Source organism: Streptomyces sp. NRRL S-244, from assembly GCF_000717915.1.
GTDB lineage: Bacteria > Actinomycetota > Actinomycetes > Streptomycetales > Streptomycetaceae > Streptomyces.
This window is the reverse complement of record NZ_JOCX01000031.1, coordinates 1-16,784: the sequence shown is the minus strand read 5'-3', so window position 1 is coordinate 16,784 and position 16,784 is coordinate 1. Positions and strand designations below refer to the sequence as shown.

General features: G+C 73.9%; 14 protein-coding genes. 5 read left to right on the top strand and 9 right to left on the bottom strand.

Annotated features, from left to right (window positions below; translation table 11 throughout):
- Window positions 1-5: 5 nt before the first annotated feature.
- From IF02_RS0127450 to IF02_RS0127435, 4 genes are all read left to right on the top strand, one after another.
- Complete coding sequence (locus IF02_RS0127450; RefSeq protein WP_037837245.1) at window positions 6-389, top strand: barstar family protein; 384 nt, start codon at window positions 6-8, stop codon at window positions 387-389.
- Between the two features lie 174 nt (window positions 390-563).
- Window positions 564-2,228: an energy-dependent translational throttle protein EttA gene (gene ettA, locus IF02_RS0127445; RefSeq protein WP_078622368.1), complete on the top strand. Its 1,665-nt coding sequence runs from the start codon at window positions 564-566 to the stop codon at window positions 2,226-2,228.
- A 10-nt stretch (window positions 2,229-2,238) separates the two neighbouring features.
- Complete coding sequence (locus IF02_RS0127440; RefSeq protein ID WP_037837244.1) at window positions 2,239-2,739, top strand: acyl-CoA thioesterase; 501 nt, start codon at window positions 2,239-2,241, stop codon at window positions 2,737-2,739.
- Complete coding sequence (locus IF02_RS0127435) at window positions 2,736-3,458, top strand: hypothetical protein (protein ID WP_030161532.1); 723 nt, start codon at window positions 2,736-2,738, stop codon at window positions 3,456-3,458. The genes IF02_RS0127440 and IF02_RS0127435 overlap by 4 nt, the downstream gene beginning before the upstream one ends.
- A gap of 73 nt (window positions 3,459-3,531) precedes the next feature.
- Here the strand turns inward: IF02_RS0127435 and IF02_RS0127430 are convergent, their stop codons facing one another.
- The gene (locus IF02_RS0127430) at window positions 3,532-3,936 is read right to left on the bottom strand and encodes a globin (protein WP_030161531.1); all 405 of its coding nucleotides are present in this window, start codon (window positions 3,934-3,936) and stop codon (window positions 3,532-3,534) included.
- Between the two features lie 88 nt (window positions 3,937-4,024).
- Between IF02_RS0127430 and IF02_RS0127425 the strand changes: the two genes are divergently transcribed.
- Entirely contained in the window at window positions 4,025-5,023 is a 999-nt protein-coding gene (locus IF02_RS0127425; protein WP_030161530.1) for a methyltransferase domain-containing protein, read from the top strand.
- A gap of 27 nt (window positions 5,024-5,050) precedes the next feature.
- Here IF02_RS0127425 and IF02_RS0127420 read toward each other — a convergent pair whose 3' ends face one another.
- From IF02_RS0127420 to IF02_RS0127385, 8 genes are all read right to left on the bottom strand, one after another.
- On the bottom strand, window positions 5,051-6,097 hold the full coding sequence (locus IF02_RS0127420; RefSeq protein WP_030161528.1) for an FHA domain-containing protein: 1,047 nt from the start codon (window positions 6,095-6,097) through the stop codon (window positions 5,051-5,053).
- A 63-nt stretch (window positions 6,098-6,160) separates the two neighbouring features.
- Complete coding sequence (locus tag IF02_RS0127415) at window positions 6,161-7,486, bottom strand: vWA domain-containing protein (RefSeq protein WP_030161526.1); 1,326 nt, start codon at window positions 7,484-7,486, stop codon at window positions 6,161-6,163.
- Between the two features lie 42 nt (window positions 7,487-7,528).
- Window positions 7,529-9,142: a protein phosphatase 2C domain-containing protein gene (locus IF02_RS0127410; protein ID WP_078622376.1), complete on the bottom strand. Its 1,614-nt coding sequence runs from the start codon at window positions 9,140-9,142 to the stop codon at window positions 7,529-7,531.
- A 3-nt stretch (window positions 9,143-9,145) separates the two neighbouring features.
- Window positions 9,146-11,938, bottom strand: a complete 2,793-nt coding sequence (locus IF02_RS0127405; RefSeq protein ID WP_030161521.1) for a tetratricopeptide repeat protein — start codon at window positions 11,936-11,938, stop codon at window positions 9,146-9,148.
- The gene (locus IF02_RS0127400; RefSeq protein ID WP_030161519.1) at window positions 11,935-13,203 is read right to left on the bottom strand and encodes a hypothetical protein; all 1,269 of its coding nucleotides are present in this window, start codon (window positions 13,201-13,203) and stop codon (window positions 11,935-11,937) included. Before IF02_RS0127400 ends, IF02_RS0127405 begins: the two co-directional genes overlap by 4 nt.
- Window positions 13,204-13,274: 71 nt before the next feature.
- Complete coding sequence (locus IF02_RS0127395; protein ID WP_078622367.1) at window positions 13,275-14,372, bottom strand: glutamate ABC transporter substrate-binding protein; 1,098 nt, start codon at window positions 14,370-14,372, stop codon at window positions 13,275-13,277.
- A 5-nt stretch (window positions 14,373-14,377) separates the two neighbouring features.
- Window positions 14,378-15,787: a hypothetical protein gene (locus IF02_RS0127390; protein WP_420708217.1), complete on the bottom strand. Its 1,410-nt coding sequence runs from the start codon at window positions 15,785-15,787 to the stop codon at window positions 14,378-14,380.
- 177 nt (window positions 15,788-15,964) lie between these two features.
- A partial coding sequence (locus tag IF02_RS0127385) for a BadF/BadG/BcrA/BcrD ATPase family protein (RefSeq protein ID WP_030161513.1) occupies window positions 15,965-16,784 on the bottom strand: 820 nt, incomplete at its 5' end.

Genomic DNA, 16,784 nt, shown 5'->3' with positions numbered 1-16,784 from the left:
GCAGCGTGACGAGCTATGTGCTGGACGGCGGACGGATCGGGACGCTGGGCGACTTCTGGACGCTGATGGGTGAAGCCGTCAACGGGCCCGGGGGCTACTTCGGCCGGAACCTCGACAGCTTCGTCGACTGTCTCCGGGGCGGCTTCGGGACCCCTGACGACGGCGGCTTCGTGATCGAGTGGCGCGACCACGAGCTGTCCCGCCGGGCCCTCGGCCACCCGGAGACCGCCCGCCACCTGGAGGGCGTGCTGGCGCGCTGCCATCCCACGAACCGGGCCCGGGTCTCCGAGGAGCTCGCGCAGGCGCGCAGCGGCCGGGGTCCGACCCTGTTCGACACCCTCACGGAGATCATCGAGAACCAGGCCCCGGGCACCCTCCGCCTCCGTTGACGCGGTCACACCGCCCGGCGCCCGGTCACGTGGCCGACGGTGACCCCGTCGTCACGGAGCCCTGCCGGGAGCCGCCCGAGCGTGCGGGGGCCGAGCTACCCATTCGCCCGCAGGTGTAGACGACTGGCAAGATGGGGTGTATCTGCCCACCATCGATCTGCCGGACGGTTTCTCTTGGCTGAGTTCATCTACACCATGCGCAAGACGCGCAAGGCGCACGGCGACAAGGTGATTCTTGATGACGTCTCCTTGAACTTCCTGCCCGGCGCGAAGATCGGTGTGGTCGGCCCCAACGGCGCCGGTAAGTCCACCGTTCTGAAGATCATGGCGGGCCTGGAGCAGCCGTCCAACGGTGACGCGTTCCTGTCGCCCGGCTACACCGTCGGCATCCTCATGCAGGAGCCCAAGCTCGACGAGTCCAAGACGGTCCTGGAGAACGTCCAGGACGGCGCCGCCGACACCATGAAGAAGCTCAAGCGCTTCAACGAGGTCGCCGAGCTGATGGGCGTCGAGTACACCGACGCCCTCATGGACGAGATGGGCAAGCTCCAGGAGGACCTGGACCACTCCAACGCCTGGGACCTCGACGCCCAGCTGGAGCAGGCCATGGACGCGCTGGGCTGCCCGCCCGGCGACTGGCCGGTCACCAACCTCTCCGGTGGCGAGAAGCGCCGCGTGGCGCTGTGCAAGCTGCTGATCGAGGCCCCGGACCTGCTCCTCCTCGACGAGCCCACCAACCACCTCGACGCCGAGTCGGTGAACTGGCTGGAGCAGCACCTCTCGAAGTACGCGGGCTGCGTCATCGCCGTCACCCACGACCGGTACTTCCTGAACAACGTCGCCGAGTGGATTCTCGAGCTCGACCGCGGCCGGGCGATCGCGTACGAGGGCAACTACTCCACCTACCTGGAGAAGAAGCAGGCGCGCCTCAAGGTCGAGGGCCGCAAGGACGAGAAGCGCCAGAAGCGGCTCAAGGAAGAGCTGGAGTGGGTCCGCTCCAACGCCAAGGGCCGCCAGACCAAGTCCAAGGCCCGTCTCGCCCGCTACGAGGAGATGGCGGCCGAGGCCGACAAGATGCGGAAGCTGGACTTCGAGGAGATCCAGATCCCGCCGGGCCCGCGTCTGGGCTCGATCGTGGTCGAGGTCAACAACCTCTCCAAGGCGTTCGGCGACAAGGTCCTCATCGACGACCTGTCCTTCACGCTGCCGCGCAACGGCATCGTCGGCATCATCGGCCCCAACGGCGCCGGCAAGACCACGCTGTTCAAGATGATCCAGGGCCTGGAGGCGCCGGACGCCGGCTCCGTCAAGGTCGGCGAGACCGTCAAGATCAGCTACGTCGACCAGTCCCGCGCCAACATCGACCCCAAGAAGACCCTCTGGGCGGTCGTGTCGGACGAGCTGGACTACATCAACGTCGGCCAGGTCGAGATGCCGTCGCGCGCATACGTCAGCGCCTTCGGCTTCAAGGGCCCGGACCAGCAGAAGCCGGCCGGCGTCCTGTCCGGTGGTGAGCGCAACCGCCTCAACCTGGCGCTGACGCTCAAGGAGGGCGGCAACCTGCTGCTCCTCGACGAGCCCACCAACGACCTCGACGTCGAGACCCTGTCCTCGCTCGAGAACGCGCTCCTCGAATTCCCGGGCGCGGCCGTGGTCATCTCCCACGACCGCTGGTTCCTCGACCGAGTCGCCACGCACATCCTGGCGTACGAGGGCGAGTCCAAGTGGTATTGGTTCGAAGGCAACTTCGAGTCCTACGAGAAGAACAAGATCGAGCGTCTCGGCCCGGACGCGGCCCGTCCGCACCGTGCCACCTACAAGAAGCTCACGCGAGGCTGAGGCCGACACCATGGCCAGACACCACTACCGGTGCCCCCTGCGCTGGGCGGACATGGATGCCTTCGGGCACGTCAACAACGTCGTCTTCCTCCGCTATCTGGAGGAGGCGCGGATCGACTTCATGTTCCGCCTCGCGCCGGGGGAGGGCAGCGAGTCCTTCACGGGCGGCTCCGTCGTGGCCCGCCACGAGATCGACTACAAGCTGCCCCTCGTCCACCGTCACGAGCCCGTCCTCATCGAGTCCTGGGTGACCCGGATAGGCGCCGCGTCCCTGACCATCCGCTACGAGGTCAAGGACGAGGCGACCGAGGACGCACCCGAGACGGTGTACGTGCGCGCCGAGACGGTGGTCGTGCCGTACAACCTCGCCGAGGGGCGGCCGCGCCGCATCACGGCGGAGGAGAGGCGCTTCCTCCAGGAGTACCTCGACGAGCCGGCCCAACCGGCAGCCAAGGCCAAGGCCGAGGTCAAGGCCGAGGCCAAGGCCGCCGAAGGGCGCATGGCGGCATGACCGGGCAGTTGCGCTTCGCCGACTCCGGGGAGGCGGCGGACCTCGCCGCCTTCCTGGGCCGGCTGGTGCACTACGACCGCGCCGCCGCGGTCCGCCTGCAGGCGCAGGCGGGCGGCGGCGCGCTCGCCGTTTTCGGACGGCCGCCGTCCTTCGAGGTGCTGGCCATCCGCACGGTGCGCCTCGCCGTACCCGTCTCCCGCCCGCTGGACGTGACGGTGTCCGCCGGCGAGCTGCTGGAGTCCGTGGACGAGGCCGCCGCGAGCACCGCCGTCCCCGCGCCGGTCACCGGCCCGCCGTGGACCGGGGTGCTCCCGCCCCGCGGCGACTGGCGGCAGCTGCCCGGGCTGCCCGGCCCCGAGGCGATACGGGCTGCCGTGAGCGCCTCCGTCGCCGAGTTCCGGGCCCGTGACGAGGCCCTGCCCCCGCAGCACCGGACCCGGTCCGAGCGGGACCGCATCGGCCGCGAGATCTGGTCCCGGACGCTGGGCGACACCGAGCTCCCGCTGCGCGCCGTGCACGCCGCGCAGTCCCTGGGCTTCCTGCGGCCGGTCCGGTCGGCCGTGGCCAGCGGTGTCGGCGCCCCCGGCGCCGCTCCCGATCCGGTGGCCCTGCTCGCCTCCGGTGGCTGGCTGCGGCTGCGCACCCCGTACGGCTCGATCGCGATGCGCCGCCCCGGCGGCGTCGGGGGCCTGGGCGCCCTCCAGGTCCGGCCGGTTTAGCCCGCGCCCGTCCCGGGCCCGTCCCTCCGGTCGGGGTTCCGCGTACGGGACCTCGTACCGGACCCCGTACGTGTCACCCCGCGGTGTTGATCATCGATGCGGCGGCGTACGTCAGGTACCGCCACAGCTGCGCCTCGAGCTCCGGCGCCAGGCCCAGCTCGTCCACCGCCTCGCGCATGTGCCCCAGCCACGCGTCGTGCGCCGCCGCGTCCACCTGGAACGGGGCGTGCCGCATCCGCAGGCGCGGGTGGCCGCGGTTCTCGCTGTACGTGTTCGGGCCGCCCCAGTACTGCATCAGGAACAGGGCGAACCGCTCCTCGGCCGGACCGAGGTCCTCCTCCGGGTACATGGGCCGCAGCAGCGGGTCCTCCGCGACCCCCTGGTAGAAGCGCCGCACCAGACGGCGGAACGTCTCCTCGCCGCCCACCTGCTCGTAGAACGTCTGCTCCTGAACCGTGCCCCGCGGAATCTCATTCACCCGACCATCGTCTCAGACGCTCGGACGGAGGACGGAGGTCTTAGGACCAGCGTTCGCCTCCCGGGCCCGGCCGCAGGACAGTGGAGCCATGGGTGCACACGCCGCACGCTCCCCGCAGGCCCCGCACGCCGAGGCGAGGGACCTGCGGGACACCGCCCACGCCGCGCAGGTGCGGGAGCTGACCGCCGCCGGGGTGCTGGAGGATCCCGCCTGGCGGGCGGCCTTCGCGGCCGTGCCCCGGCACGTCTTCGTCCCGTACTTCTTCACCGGCCGCGGGGCCGGCCACGAGCGCCTCTGGGGCGAGGACCCGGACCCGGCCCACCGGGCCCGCTGGCTGCGCGGGGTCTACACGGACGCCCCGCTCGCCACCCGGCTGCGCGACGGCGAACTGGTCTCCTCCAGCAGCCAGCCGTCCCTGATGGCGAAGATGCTGGAGTCGCTGGACGTCCGCGACGGGGACGAGGTGCTGGAGATCGGCACCGGCACCGGCTACACCGCCGCGCTGCTCAGCCACCGGCTCGGCGAGGAGCACGTCACCACGATCGACCTGGACGAGGAGATCACCGAATCCGCCCGGGCGCACCTGGCCCTGCTCGGCCTCCGGCCGACCGTGGTCACCGGGGACGGGGCGCGCGGCTGCCCCTCGCGGGCCCCCTTCGACCGGATCCTGGTGACCTGCACGCTGCCGCTGATCCCGCACGCCTGGCTCGGCCAGTGCCGGCCCGGGGCGCGGATCCTGGCCCCGCTGTCGACCGGGCTGATCGCGCTGACGGTCCGGGACGCCGGCTTCGCGGAGGGCCGCTTCCTGCACACCTCGGCGTACTTCGTCCCACTGCGCGGGGCCACGGCCTCGCAGACCGCACCCGGGATGCCGTACGGGCTCCCGTACGAGCTGGTGGAGAACGAGCGGTTCCAGTTCATGCTCGTCCTGACGGCGGGTGCGCTGCACCCGCGCGAGGCCCTGGACCTGTGGCGCGGGGAGGGCCGGCCGGGCCGCGAGCGGTTCGGGGTGACGGTCAGCGCGCAGGGGCAGTGGTCCTGGCTCGACGACCCCCAGGGCCCGTACGTATGGCCGCTGGGGGAGTGAGGCGGGTGTGACCCGACCCCCGGCTTGTTATCCCCGGCGGATGGTGATCGTGGTCCAGGCGCCCACGTGGACCCGGTCGCCGTCGGTGAGGGGCACCGGGACGTAGGGCTGGATCGGTTCCTCGCCGCCGTTGATGGTGGTGCCGTTGGTGGAGTTCTGGTCCACGACCGCCCAGCTGAGGTCGGGCTGCTGGACGAGCACCGCGTGCTGGTGGGAGACGCCCGGGTCCTCCGGCGGCACCGACAGGTCGATGTCGGGGGACTCGCCCGTGGAGGCGCGGCGGCGGCCGATGGTGATCTGGCCGCCGGAGAGCGGAAGGTGCTGCTCCGGGGAGTACGCGGGCAGGTTGAGCCCGGCCGCCTCGGGGCCGCTGCGCTGCATCATCGCCATGAAGTACGAGCGGTCGGGGCCGACCGTCGCACTCCACGCGCCGGTGCTCTGGGGCGGGAACGGCTGCTGGGGCTGCTGGGGCTGCTGGTGTTGCTGCTGGGCCTGCTGGGCCTGCTGGTACTCGTGCGGCTGCTGCTGGTACTCCGGCTGCTGGTACTCCCGCAGCGGCGGCGGGGGCTGCTGCGGGTACTGGGGCTGCGGCTGCTGCTGGCCCTGCGACGGCGGCGGCAGCAGCCAGTCGTCCTCGCGCTGCAGCGGCTCGGCGGGCCGGTTGACCCGGGACGGCCGGGAGCCCTGGTACTCGAAGTGGTCCTGGGAGAACGGCGCCGAGGCGGGCACCTGCGGTGCGGGAGGCGGCGGCGGAGGCGGCGGCAGGGTGGCCCCGGAGCCGTTCCCGCCCGCGGCTCCCGCATCCGTGCCCGGCGGCGTGAGCGGCGTGTACGAGGTCGCCGAGCGCGTCAGGAAGTTGTACCGGCACTCCTCACAGAACGGGGCCATGGCCTCGCGCGGGGTCCGGCACTGCGGGCAGAGCTCCGCCTGGGCGGTCGGCTCACCGGCGGTGGGAGGGTAGCCGTAGCCGTAGGAGGGCGCCGCGGGCGCGCCCGTGGCGGCAGCCATGCGGTGGCCGCAGACCTCGCACCAGTCGTCGGAGGCGGACTGGTGCCCGTTCGGGCAGGTCGGCATGGCGGCTCTTCCCCCTTCAGCCTGCGTCATCGCGTCAGGTCTTCTCAGGTCTCTCAGATGGTCTCAGGACTTCTTCACACGGACGGTCTGGATCGAACGCGTTTCGAGGGTCATCTCGTCGGCATCCGCGACCTTCGCCTTCAGCCGCACAGTACCCGCCGCCGCATCGACGACATCCACCACCTTCGCGAGCAGTTTGGCCGTGTCCGCGTTTCCCGAGGCACTGGCCAGTTGCACGGCACGGCCGAGCTTGGCCGTGGCGCCGTCGACATCGCCCAGTTTGCGCGCTTCCAGCCCCTGTTGGATAGCCTGCGCGAGCTCCGCCTGCCCCGTGTAGTGGGCGACCTGCGGATTGATGGCGGTGGAAGCGGCCAGATCGTCCGTCCACACCGCCCGTACGAGTCCCTGCGCGAGCGTGGTCGGCGGCTCGCCCGGCGCGCCGGGGAGCAGGAGCGTGGCCCGGGCGGCCAGCATCTCCTGCCCGACGGACGCGGCCGGGACCCGGACGCAGACGTGGTACTCACGGGACTCGTCGCCCCAGGACCCGGTCGGGTAGTCGCCGGCGCGCGGGCCCGCCACGGTGCGGCGGTCGCTGAGGTCCTGGACGGTGGGCGCGACCTGCTTGACGTACTGGATCTCCACGCCCACCGGGGTCCACAGGCGCAGCGCGACGTCCGCGACCTCCTTGCCCATGACGTTCTCCATCATGAGCGTGAAGTCCTCGGTGAGGTGCGCCGGATCGGCCACGATGTCGGCCGATCCGAGCAGCGCGCTCGCGATGCCGGTGACCTCCTTGACCTCCCAGTCGGTCCCCACCCCGCGGGCGTCGGCGGTGAAGCGGCCCGCGCAGGCCTCCAGGGTGGCGCGGAGCACGGCCGGGTCCTCGTGCTCGTTGCGGCCGTCGGTGAGCAGGATGCCGTGCCGGATGGCGGCGGAGGACTGGCGCAGCAGGCCGTCGGCGAGGCGCAGCCAGGTGCCGATGGCGGTGCCGCCGCCGGCGCTCAGGCCGCGCAGGGCCTCCTTGGCCTGGGTGCGGGTGGCCGGGTCGGCGACGGCGAGGCGGCCCTGGCCGGGGTAGACCTCCTTGGCCACGTGGGTGCCGGCGATGACGGCGAACGCGGTGCCGTCGCGCAGGGTGTCGATCGCGGCCGCGGTGGCCTCGCGGGCGCCGCGCATCTTGTCCGGCGGGTACTCCATGGACCCCGAGCAGTCCACCATGATCACGACGGCTGCCGAGCCCCGGGCGGCGGTCGCGCGGGTGGCGGTGGCACCGCCCGTGGACGTGACCGTGACGATGGCGTGCACGTCCCGCCCGCCCTCGGGGAGGAACTCGTTCTGGTACACCTCCACGCTGAAGCGCGGGGCGCTCGGCTTGGCGAAGTTCGCCATCGGCTGGACTCCTAGGAGAGGACGGGGGTGTGGGCGGGTGGATCAGGCCTGAGGGCGTGCTTCCGGTTCCACTTGCCCTTCCGTTTCCGTTTCCGATTCGGCTCGCGCAACTGCCGCCGCTGCGGTGGTCATTGCCGTTCCCGGGCCGGCCGGTGCGGCGAACGGGACGACGGCCACCGTGACGTTGTCGTGGCCGCCCCCGTCGAGGGCGTGCCCCACCAGGACCTGCGCGCTGTGCAGGGGGCGGGCGGCGGCGTCCGCGGGCAGCACCTGCGCCATGTCCTGCGCGGACTCGGCGTAGTTCCACAGGCCGTCGGTGCAGACGACCACCACGCCCGCGTGGTCCGGCTTGAACGTGGCGGTGTGCGGCTCCAGGTCGTACGCGTCGGCCCCGAGCCAGCCCGTGATGGCGTGGGCGCGGACATCGGCGTAGGCCTCGGCCTCGCCCATCAGCCCGGCCGCGACCATCTGGGCCGCCCAGGAGTCGTCCTCGGTGAGGCGGCGCGGCAGCGCGTCCCGGTCGTCCGGGACCCAGTACGCGCGGCTGTCGCCGACCCAGCCGACGGTCAGCAGCTCACCGCTGACGACGGCGCCGACCAGGGTGCAGGCGGGGGCGTTCTGGGCGCCCGGGACCTCGGGGGCCAGGGCGTTCACGGCGGCGGCCGCGGCCAGGATGGCGTCGTGCATGGCCTCCTGGGGGTGGGCGCCGCGCGGGAGGGCGTCGAGCAGGGCCTCGTTGGCGGCGCCGGCCGCGGCGGCCGATGCCTCGTCGGGGCGGCTGGCGGAGGAGACGCCGTCGCAGACGATGGCCACGGTGGCGGCCGATCCGTCGGGCAGGGCCGTGGCCGCGACCGCGAACGAGTCCTCGTTGCGGTGGTGGCGCAGCCCCCGGTCGCTGACGGCGGCGACGCTGCCGAGCTCCTCCTCCAGGTGGTCCCGTTCGCGGGGCTGGGCGTGCCCGCAGTGCTCGCAGTACCCGTCGGTGTCGACCCGCCCGGCCCGGCAGGCCACGCAGGTCTTCCCGCCGTCGCCGCCCGCGGGGCCGGTCCCCTGCGGGGCGCCTGAGGCGTACGGATCCTCGTGCCCGGGGCCGGCGCCGCCGCCGTACGGGGCTTCGGGCGCGCCCCAGGGCGTCCCCTCGGGCGGGGTGGGGGTGCCGCCGGGCCGGTCGTGGCGGATCTCGCCGCCGCCGGGCGCCGGGTCGGGCGCGCTGCCGTACGCCGGGTCGGGCGCGCCGTACGGGGAGCCCTGCGGCGGTACGGGGGCCGCCGCGGCGACGGCGACGGGGGCAGGGGCGGGCGCAGGCGCCGGTGCGGGCGCCGGATCCGGAACCGGCCCGGGCCGTGCGGCCGGTTCGGGGGCGGGCCCGGCGGTGGCCGGCTCCGCCGGGGCGGACCACCCGGCGGTGTCCCCGACCAGCGTCGGCGCCGCGCCGGAGGCGACGCTGCCCCACCCGGGGGCGGGCTCCGCGAGGACGTAGCCCCCCGTCGGGCCGGTCGGCGCGACCGGGAGCGTCGGGATCGGGAGCGTCGGATCGTCCCGGCGCACGGGAGGGGGCGCGGCGGACACGGGAGAGCCGCAGACGCCGCAGAAACGGTCACCCTCCTCGAGGGGTTCCGCGCAGCTGGGGCAGCCAGACGGCCGATGCATCGACATCACTCACACCCACGTCCGGGGACGGAAACGGTTTGCCCGCTCCACCAGTTCGATCCTGTCCTCGCCCCGCTGCGCCAGCCGCGCGAGGACGCGGTACGAGCGCTCCAGGCCGAAGCGCAGGCCCTGCTCGTCCAGTTGACTGCCGAGCAGCGAGGTCCGACCGGGGTCGGAACCCCGGCTACCCGACAGTACCCAGTCCAGGGCCGAGCCCAGAACCTCGGTCGACAGCCGTTCGTGCCGCACCGCGTCCAGGCCGAACCGCTCCAGGGCCTCCACCTGCGCGGCAGCGGCCGCCAGATCCGGAAGCAGAGCCTCCTCGGGAGACCGGTCGCGCAGGCGTGCCCGTACCGCCGCCACCCGTGCGGCGGTGTAGTGGATCGATGCCTCGGGCACGGACTCCAGCGTGTGCACCGCCCCGGACCGGTCGCCCGCGGCGAGCTGAACGCGGGCCAGCCCGAAGGCGGCGCTCACGAACCCCGGGTCGGTGCTCCACACCAGCCGGTAGTACTCGGCGGCGTTGTCCAACTGCCCCAGGATCTCCGCGCACAGGCCCAGCGCCAGCTTCGGCGCGGGCTCGCCCGGGAAGGCGTCGTAGATGGCGTCGAAGGACAGGGCCGCCATCTCGTCCTCGCCGGTGGCCAGCGAGGCGATCCCGCGCGCCCACACCACCCGCCAGTCGTCCGGATGCCGGCCTTCCAGATCGGCCAGCGAGGCTCCGGCCGCGGCGAGCTCGCCGAGCTCCAGCCGGGCCCGCAGCTCGCGCAGCCGCAGCTCGGCCGAGTCGGCGGGCGCCGAGCGCAGGGCGCCCAGCAGGTCACCCGGTGCGGAGGCCAGCAGTCCGGCCAGGAAGCCGGCGTTGGGGTCGCCCGAGTCCACCAGCGGCACCGGCAGGGCCAGCGCCATGTCCCGGGCCTCCAGCGCAGCCAGTTCGGTGGCGCGCACGCCCGGCCCGGGCAGGGGCGCCGCCACCGGGGCCGCATGCCGGCCGGCCTGCTCCGGGGCCCGGCGCGCCGCCGGGACGGCTCCGGCCGGCCCGCCGACCCGGTGCGTCGCCGTGGTCCCGAGCGGCGCCGGGAGGGCCGCCGTCCCCGGGGCCACCGCCGCACCCGAACCCGCCGCCGAAGCCGAAGCCGAACCCGAAGCCGAAGCCGCACCCGAACCCGAAGCCGGAACGGAACCCGGCGCCCGCCGGATCGCCGACAGCCCGGTCCGACGGCCGAGCCGCCGGCCGCCCGCCGCCGGCTCCGACACCGCCCGCGCCCCCAGCCGGGACACCTCGGCCCCGGCCACGTCGGCGAACAGCCGGGTGTCCGGAACCCGCAGCTCCGGCCCGAAGAGCGTGGAGAGCTGCGGCCGCGGCCGGCCCGTCTGCAGCGCGACGACCTCCCGCAGCACGCCCGTCAGCTGGTCCGCCATCTCCTGCGCGGACGAGAACCGCCGGCCCGGATCCGGATCCGTCGCCCGGACCAGCAGCCGGTAGAAGGACTCGTACCGCCCGAACACCTCGATGTGCTCCGGGTCCGGCAGCGAGTCCACGAACACGTTCGTGTAGCCCTGGAAGTCGAAGGTCAGGACGGCCAGCGTCCGCGCCACCGTGTACAGGTCGGAGGCGACCGAGGGGCCGAGCTCGGCCACCTCCGGCGCCTGGTAGCCCACCGTGCCGTAGATGGCCGACTCCTCGTCGTCCATCCGGCGCACCGCGCCCATGTCGATCAGCTTCAGCTGGTCCTGCTGCTGGATCGCGTTGTCGACCTTGAAGTCGCAGTACAGGAGGTTTCTGCTGTGCAGGTGCCCGAGCGCCTCCAGCGCCTCGATCCCGTACGCGCAGGCCTGCTCCACCGGCAGCGGATCGCGCCGGCCGTCCGGCCGCCGCCGCTCGTTCGCTATCTCCTTCAGCGATTTGCCGCCGACGTACTCCATGACGATGTACCCGTCCAGCGAACCCGTCCGCTGGTCCAGGTGCTCCACGAAGTTGTAGATCCGCACGATGTTGGAGTGCTCGATCTCCGCGAGGAAGCGCCGCTCCGAGATCGCCGCGGCCATCGCGTCCTGGTCCCCGGTGTCCAGCAGGCCCTTGAGCACCACCCACCGGTCCGAGACGGCCCGGTCCACCGCCAGGTACACCCAGCCGAGGCCGCCGTGCGCCAGGCAGCCCGCCACCTCGTACTGGCCGTGGACGACCTCCCCCGCGCGCAGCTTGGGCACGAAGGAGTACGGGTGCCCGCACTTGGTGCAGAAGCCCTCGGTCCGGCCCGGCCGGTCGCCGCGGGAGCGGCCCACCGGAGCCCCGCAGTCCGAGCGCGAGCAGAACCGCTTGCGCTCGGGCACCTCCGGGTTCTCCAGCACCGCCGCCGAGGGGTCCGGACGCGGCACCTCCGGGATGTTGACCAGCCCGGCGCCCAGCCGGCTGCGCCCCGAGGGCCCGGAAGCCGAGCCCGAACTGCGCACCGACACCGAGCGGCTGGACGCGGCGCCCGGCAGGGAGCGGGAGAGCCGGCCCGACACCGAGCGGCGCGAGGACGAGGAGCGCGAGGACCGTGAGGAGCGCGCCGAGGCCGACGTCGACCCCGAGCGGCCGGACCGGGCCGAGCCGTGCGAACCCTGTGACCCCTGTGCGTCGGGGTACCGGGCCGCGCTCGTCATCCCCGTCGGCGGCGAGACCAGCTCCTCCGCGCCCGCCGCGACGGCGCCGATCGGCGCCAGACCGCAGGTGTCGCAGTACAGCTCGCCGTCGCCCATGTCCTCGTACGACCCCGGGCAGCCGGGGCGGACGCACGCGGTTCCGACCAGACTCATGCGTCCTCCTCCTTCCCCGGCCCCTCGGGCCGGTACTGCGGCTGCGGCGGTGCCAGTGACTCGGCCGTCGCCTGCTGGTAGCGCAGCACGGCCTGCTCGGCGGCCCGCAGGTCGCAGGGCGCGCTCCACAGCATCCGCCGGGCCGTGTCGTACCGCTCGATCAGGAGGGGGTCCTCCGCCATGCCGTGCCGGGCCACCTTCGCCTTGTACGCGTCCAACCGCCCGCGCAGTTCCGCCCGTACCGCCAAGGGCGCCGTCACCGCCGTCAACGATTCGCGGGCCCTGCGCAGTTCCTCCTCGGCCCGCTCTTCCAGCGATTCCAGCAGCGGGGAGAGCCGGTGCCAGCGCGCCTGGCGGCGGTGCTCGGCCGCCGCCGCCAGCTGCTCCTGGAGCGCCGTCGGCGGCCCGCTCACCACGGGCACCTCCGACGCCGCGATCTTCGCCAGCACCTCGCCGCGCGCCGTCCGCGCCTCCGCCAGGGTCCGGTCCGCCCGCGAGAGCACGTCCCGCAGGCTGATCAGCCGCTGCTCGGCGTCCTGCCGTACGGCCAGGACCGCCTCGATCTCCCGCCGTACGTCCTCCAGCGCGACCGCGGCCCGGTCGTACCGGGTGGTGTCCGGACGGCCGCCGCCGGGCGCGGAACTCCCCGCCACCGGCTGCCAGAACGCCAGCGGGTCCGCGATCACCTGCTCCCGCAGCCCGGTCAGCTCGGCGGTGATCGCCTCCAGGTCGTCGCCCGAGGGGTGTTCGCCCGGGCGGACCCCCACCGAGTGGGCCAGCGAGCGCGTACGGTGCAGCTCCGCCGCGAGCAGGTCGATGCGGGCGGGCAGCGCCGACCACACCGAGTCGGCGGCCACCACCACGTCCAGCGAGCCCGCGTACAGCTCGTTCATCCGCGACACCAGCTCGGCGAGCGAGAGCCGCTCCGCCAGCGCCACGCCCTCCGCCCCGGCCCCGGCGATCAGCACCCCGGGCCCGCGCAGCCGCTCGGTGAGCTCGATCAGCTCCTCGCGGCCGGGCCAGCGGCGCCGCTCGCGGATCTCCCGGGCGGCGCCCAGCGCCCCGCTGTAGGCGTCGAAGTACGTCCACAGCCGGGTGATGGCGGCGTCGGCCGCGGCCCACCGCTCCTTCGTGACGCCGGTCAGCCCGGCCCCTTCCAGCAGCCGGCGCCCGGCGTGGTCCTGGAGGGCGAGCAGCGAGGTCTCGACGGCCTCGTGCTCCGCGCCGAGCCGGGCCAGGGCGCGGTCGACGTCGTCCCGGTCCATCACTGCCGACTGCGCCTCCACAAGCCCCGCCTCCGCTTCCCTGACATCGGGCTCCGACTCTGCCACCTGTCTCAGCCGTCCCGGTACTTCGGCGCGGGCGGTCCGGCCACACCGGGCAGAACGGGCTTGAGGTGCGTCACGTACGCCTGCATCCAGGGGCTGTTGTCACCGCCGGCGCGGTAGTTCTCCAGCACCTTGTTGACCCGGCGCACCAGGTCGGAGGCGTCCTTGTTCATGGCCACCCCGTAGAACTCCCTGGTGAACGGGGAGCCGACGAGGCGCACCGACGGGTCCTGCGCGGCCTGGCCGGCCGCGAGCGCGTTGTCCGTGATGATGCCGTCCACCTCGCCCAGCTGGAGCCGGACCAGGCAGTCGAGCTGGTTGGGCACGCTGACCGGCACCGAGCCGTACGGCTGGGCCTTGAGCGCCGCCTCGGCCGTGGAGCCGGCCGCGGTGCAGATCCGTCGGTCCTTCAGCGAGGCGTCGTACCCGGTGATCGGGGAGCCCTTGGGGGCCAGGACCTGCTGCCCGGCCTCGAAGTACGCCGTCGAGAAGGCGACGTCCTCCAGCCGCTTGCAGTTGATCGTCATGGTCCGTACGACGACGTCGACGCGGCCGTCCTGGAGCGCGGGGACGCGCTGGCTGGTGGGGATGGCCCGGTAGATGACCGCGTTCTCGTCGCCCAGGATGTCCTTCGCGATGGCCTTGACCAGGGCGATGTCGAACCCGTCGAGGCGGCCGTCGACCGGGTTGCGGTAGCCCCACTTGAAGCTGTTCTGATCCACGCCCGCGACGAGTTTGCCCGCCTTGCGGATCCGCTCGATGGCCGGCCCGTCCACGCCGTTCGGGCGCAGGCTGGCCTCCGGGTCCTGGCAGGTGTCGGTGAGCGACCAGGGGGCCGGGGCGGCCGCCATCGCGGCGGGTTCGCGGACCACGCCGGGGTGGCCGCTCTCCGGGGCCGCCTGGGCCAGCGGCAACAGGACGGCCGCGGCCGTCACCGCGCAGGCGGCGGCCATCGCGCTCACCCCGCCCCAGCCGCGCAGCCGCGCCGCCACGCGCCGCGGCCCGGAGGCGCGGTGCACCGGGCCGGGCACCCCATCCGCACCGGGTGCTCCGCCGCCCCGGCCCTCGTCGGGGCCCTCGCCGTGGGACTTCACGCGTATCCGCATCGCTGTCACCTGTACTCCGAAAGCCGGCGCCCGATGCCGAGCAGTGCCGCCGCCGCGCCGATGACCGCCAGGGCGGCCGAACCCGTCACCAAACCGCCCAGCGCACCGAGCCCGCCCCGGGCGGCCCGGGTGAACTCCTTCTGCTCATGGGCCACTGCCTGCTCCAGGGACGCGTCCACCGTGTCGAACGAGGCCCCGCTGCTGTCCTTGTGGTCCTTGTCCCCGATGACCTGGGGCAGAGCGGCCTGGTAGTCGCCGCGCAAGTCGGTCTCCCGGGCTGCCGCGTGCCGCTGCTTCCACTCCTTGACGCCGTCCTCGGCGCGGGCCACCGGCTCCCGGCCGCTGCTGTCGTCGGCCAGCTTCCGCGCCGTCGCCAGACCCGCGTCCAGTTCCTTCATCTCGGCCGTGAAGTCCACGTCGTACTTGTCGGACTTGTTGTCCGCGGCCAGTACGGCGCCCCGCGCGATCAGGGTCAGGTTCTCACTGGCGCGCGCCTGGAGGGAGGCGATCCGCGCGTCGTTGAGCACTTTCAGCGACTCCTGCCCGTCCGATCTTGCCTCCGCCAGCCCCGACCGGGCGACCGTGTGCCCCACGGCCAGCCACAGCAGCACCACCAGCGAGGCGGCCGTGGCCGCCACGAGACCGTGGTTGAAGACCCGGTTCGTGCGGCGGTAGCTGCGGCGCTGCGCCCACGCCAGCGCGGCGAGCGCGAGCAGGCCCGCGCCGAGCGAGGCCAGCGGCAGCGAGCGGGCGTCGTCATAGTCCTTGTAGAGCCGGCCCGTCTCCGCCTCGTACAGCCGCTGCGCGGCGGGCAGCAGCTGGGTGCTCATCTGCTCGTTGGCGTACCGCAGATAGGCGCCGCCCAGCGGCAGGCCCTGCTTGTTCGTGGCGCGGGCCTGCTCGATCAGGCCCGTGTAGCGGGGCAGCTGCTCGCTCAGCAGCGCGATCTGCTTGCGCGAGTCCTCGTCCGCCCCGGTGTTGGCGGCCGCGTTCACCAGCAGCTTCGAGGCGTTGGCGATGTCCTTCTCGTACCGCTCGCGGACCTCGCGCGGCTCGTCGCCGCCGGCCAGGAAACCGCTGGAGGAGGCCGTGTCGGCATCGGCGAGGGAGCGGTAGATGCTCGCCGCGTCCGCGCTCAGCGGCTGGCTGCGGCCCACCACGTCGTCCGCGGCGCCGACCCGGGAGGAGATCTGCCAGACGGTCACCATGCCGAACAGCAGTACCAGGGCGGCCAGGACCGCTCCGATGATCCGCAGCCGGCCGGGCTCGGTCGTGGCGGCGGCGCGCAGCCGCTCCACGCCCTCGGCCCAGGCCGTACCCGGCCGGGGAGGCCCCTGCGGCGGGCCCCCGGGGGGACCCGGCGGCGGCACGGCGACAGCGCCGCCCGGCGCGGGCGCGCGTGATGTGATGGCCACCGTGACCTCCCCCTCGGTCCTGACTGCTCCGCAGCAGTATGGCCGTAGTGGCGGTCAACCACAGCACCCGGTGCTGGATCTTGGCGATCCCCCCGGTGTGCGCCGACCCCACCCCTTCACCGTGAATACGTCTCCACGGCCGCCACGGTTCCAGACGCGGGGCCTCCCGGGGCGGGTTCACCCGAAATGGGCACGGAGTTTTCCATGGGCCTCGGGCAGGGCCCCGAGCGCGTCCAGCCCCAGCAGTCCCGCACCCAGTACGGGCGGGGCCGAGACCACCGACACCCGGGCGTGCGGTGCCCGCCGGGCCAGCCCGGCCGCGATCCGCTCGTCCAACTGCTCGTGGCCGGCCGTGAGGACACCGCCGCCGAGCAGCACCGGAGCCTCCTGCTCCAGCAGGTCCAGCCGGGCCAGCGCCACCGAAGCCAGCGCCACCACCTCGTCCGCCTGCCGCTCCACGATCGCCGAGGCCACCGCATCGCCCGCCGCGGCCACCGAGAACAGCACCGGCACCAGCTCGTGGGTCCGCCCGGACGCCAGGGTCCCCAGGTGCAGCGCCTCGATCAGCTCGGCCATCGAACCGAGCCCGAAGTGCCCCGGCAGCGCCCCCGCCAGCTCCGTCGGGCCGCCACGCCCGTCCTCGGCCCGCGCCGCCCACCACAGGGCCTCCGCCGCCAGGCCGCCCCCGCCGCCCCAGTCCCCGGAGATCTGCCCGAGGGCCGGGAAGCGAGCCGTGCGCCCGTCGGGCCGCATCCCCACGCAGTTGATGCCGGCCCCGCACACCACCGCCACCCCCCGCGGCGGTTCGCCCCCGAAGAGCCCGGCGCGCAGGATCGCGAAGGTGTCGTTGAACACCCGGGTGGCCGAGCCCCAGCCGCGCGCGCCGATCGCGTCCGCGAGCTGCCGCTCCTCCACCGGGAGGTCGGCATTGGCCAGACACGCCGAGACCTGATCGGCGTACGGCGTCCCGGCCCCCGCCCCGGCCCCCGCCCCGGCC

Excerpts from the sequence above, each read along its gene's own strand:
- IF02_RS0127440 (WP_037837244.1), top strand. The coding sequence starts at position 2,239 with ATGGCCAGACACCACTACCGGTGCCCCCTGCGCTGGGCGGACATGGAT.
- IF02_RS0127435 (WP_030161532.1), top strand. The coding sequence starts at position 2,736 with ATGACCGGGCAGTTGCGCTTCGCCGACTCCGGGGAGGCGGCGGACCTC.
- IF02_RS0127425 (WP_030161530.1), top strand. The coding sequence starts at position 4,025 with ATGGGTGCACACGCCGCACGCTCCCCGCAGGCCCCGCACGCCGAGGCG.
- IF02_RS0127420 (WP_030161528.1), bottom strand. The coding sequence starts at position 6,097 with ATGCCGACCTGCCCGAACGGGCACCAGTCCGCCTCCGACGACTGGTGC.
- IF02_RS0127415 (WP_030161526.1), bottom strand. The coding sequence starts at position 7,486 with ATGGCGAACTTCGCCAAGCCGAGCGCCCCGCGCTTCAGCGTGGAGGTG.
- IF02_RS0127410 (WP_078622376.1), bottom strand. The coding sequence starts at position 9,142 with ATGTCGATGCATCGGCCGTCTGGCTGCCCCAGCTGCGCGGAACCCCTC.
- IF02_RS0127405 (WP_030161521.1), bottom strand. The coding sequence starts at position 11,938 with ATGAGTCTGGTCGGAACCGCGTGCGTCCGCCCCGGCTGCCCGGGGTCG.
- IF02_RS0127400 (WP_030161519.1), bottom strand. The coding sequence starts at position 13,203 with ATGGACCGGGACGACGTCGACCGCGCCCTGGCCCGGCTCGGCGCGGAG.
- IF02_RS0127395 (WP_078622367.1), bottom strand. The coding sequence starts at position 14,372 with ATGCGGATACGCGTGAAGTCCCACGGCGAGGGCCCCGACGAGGGCCGG.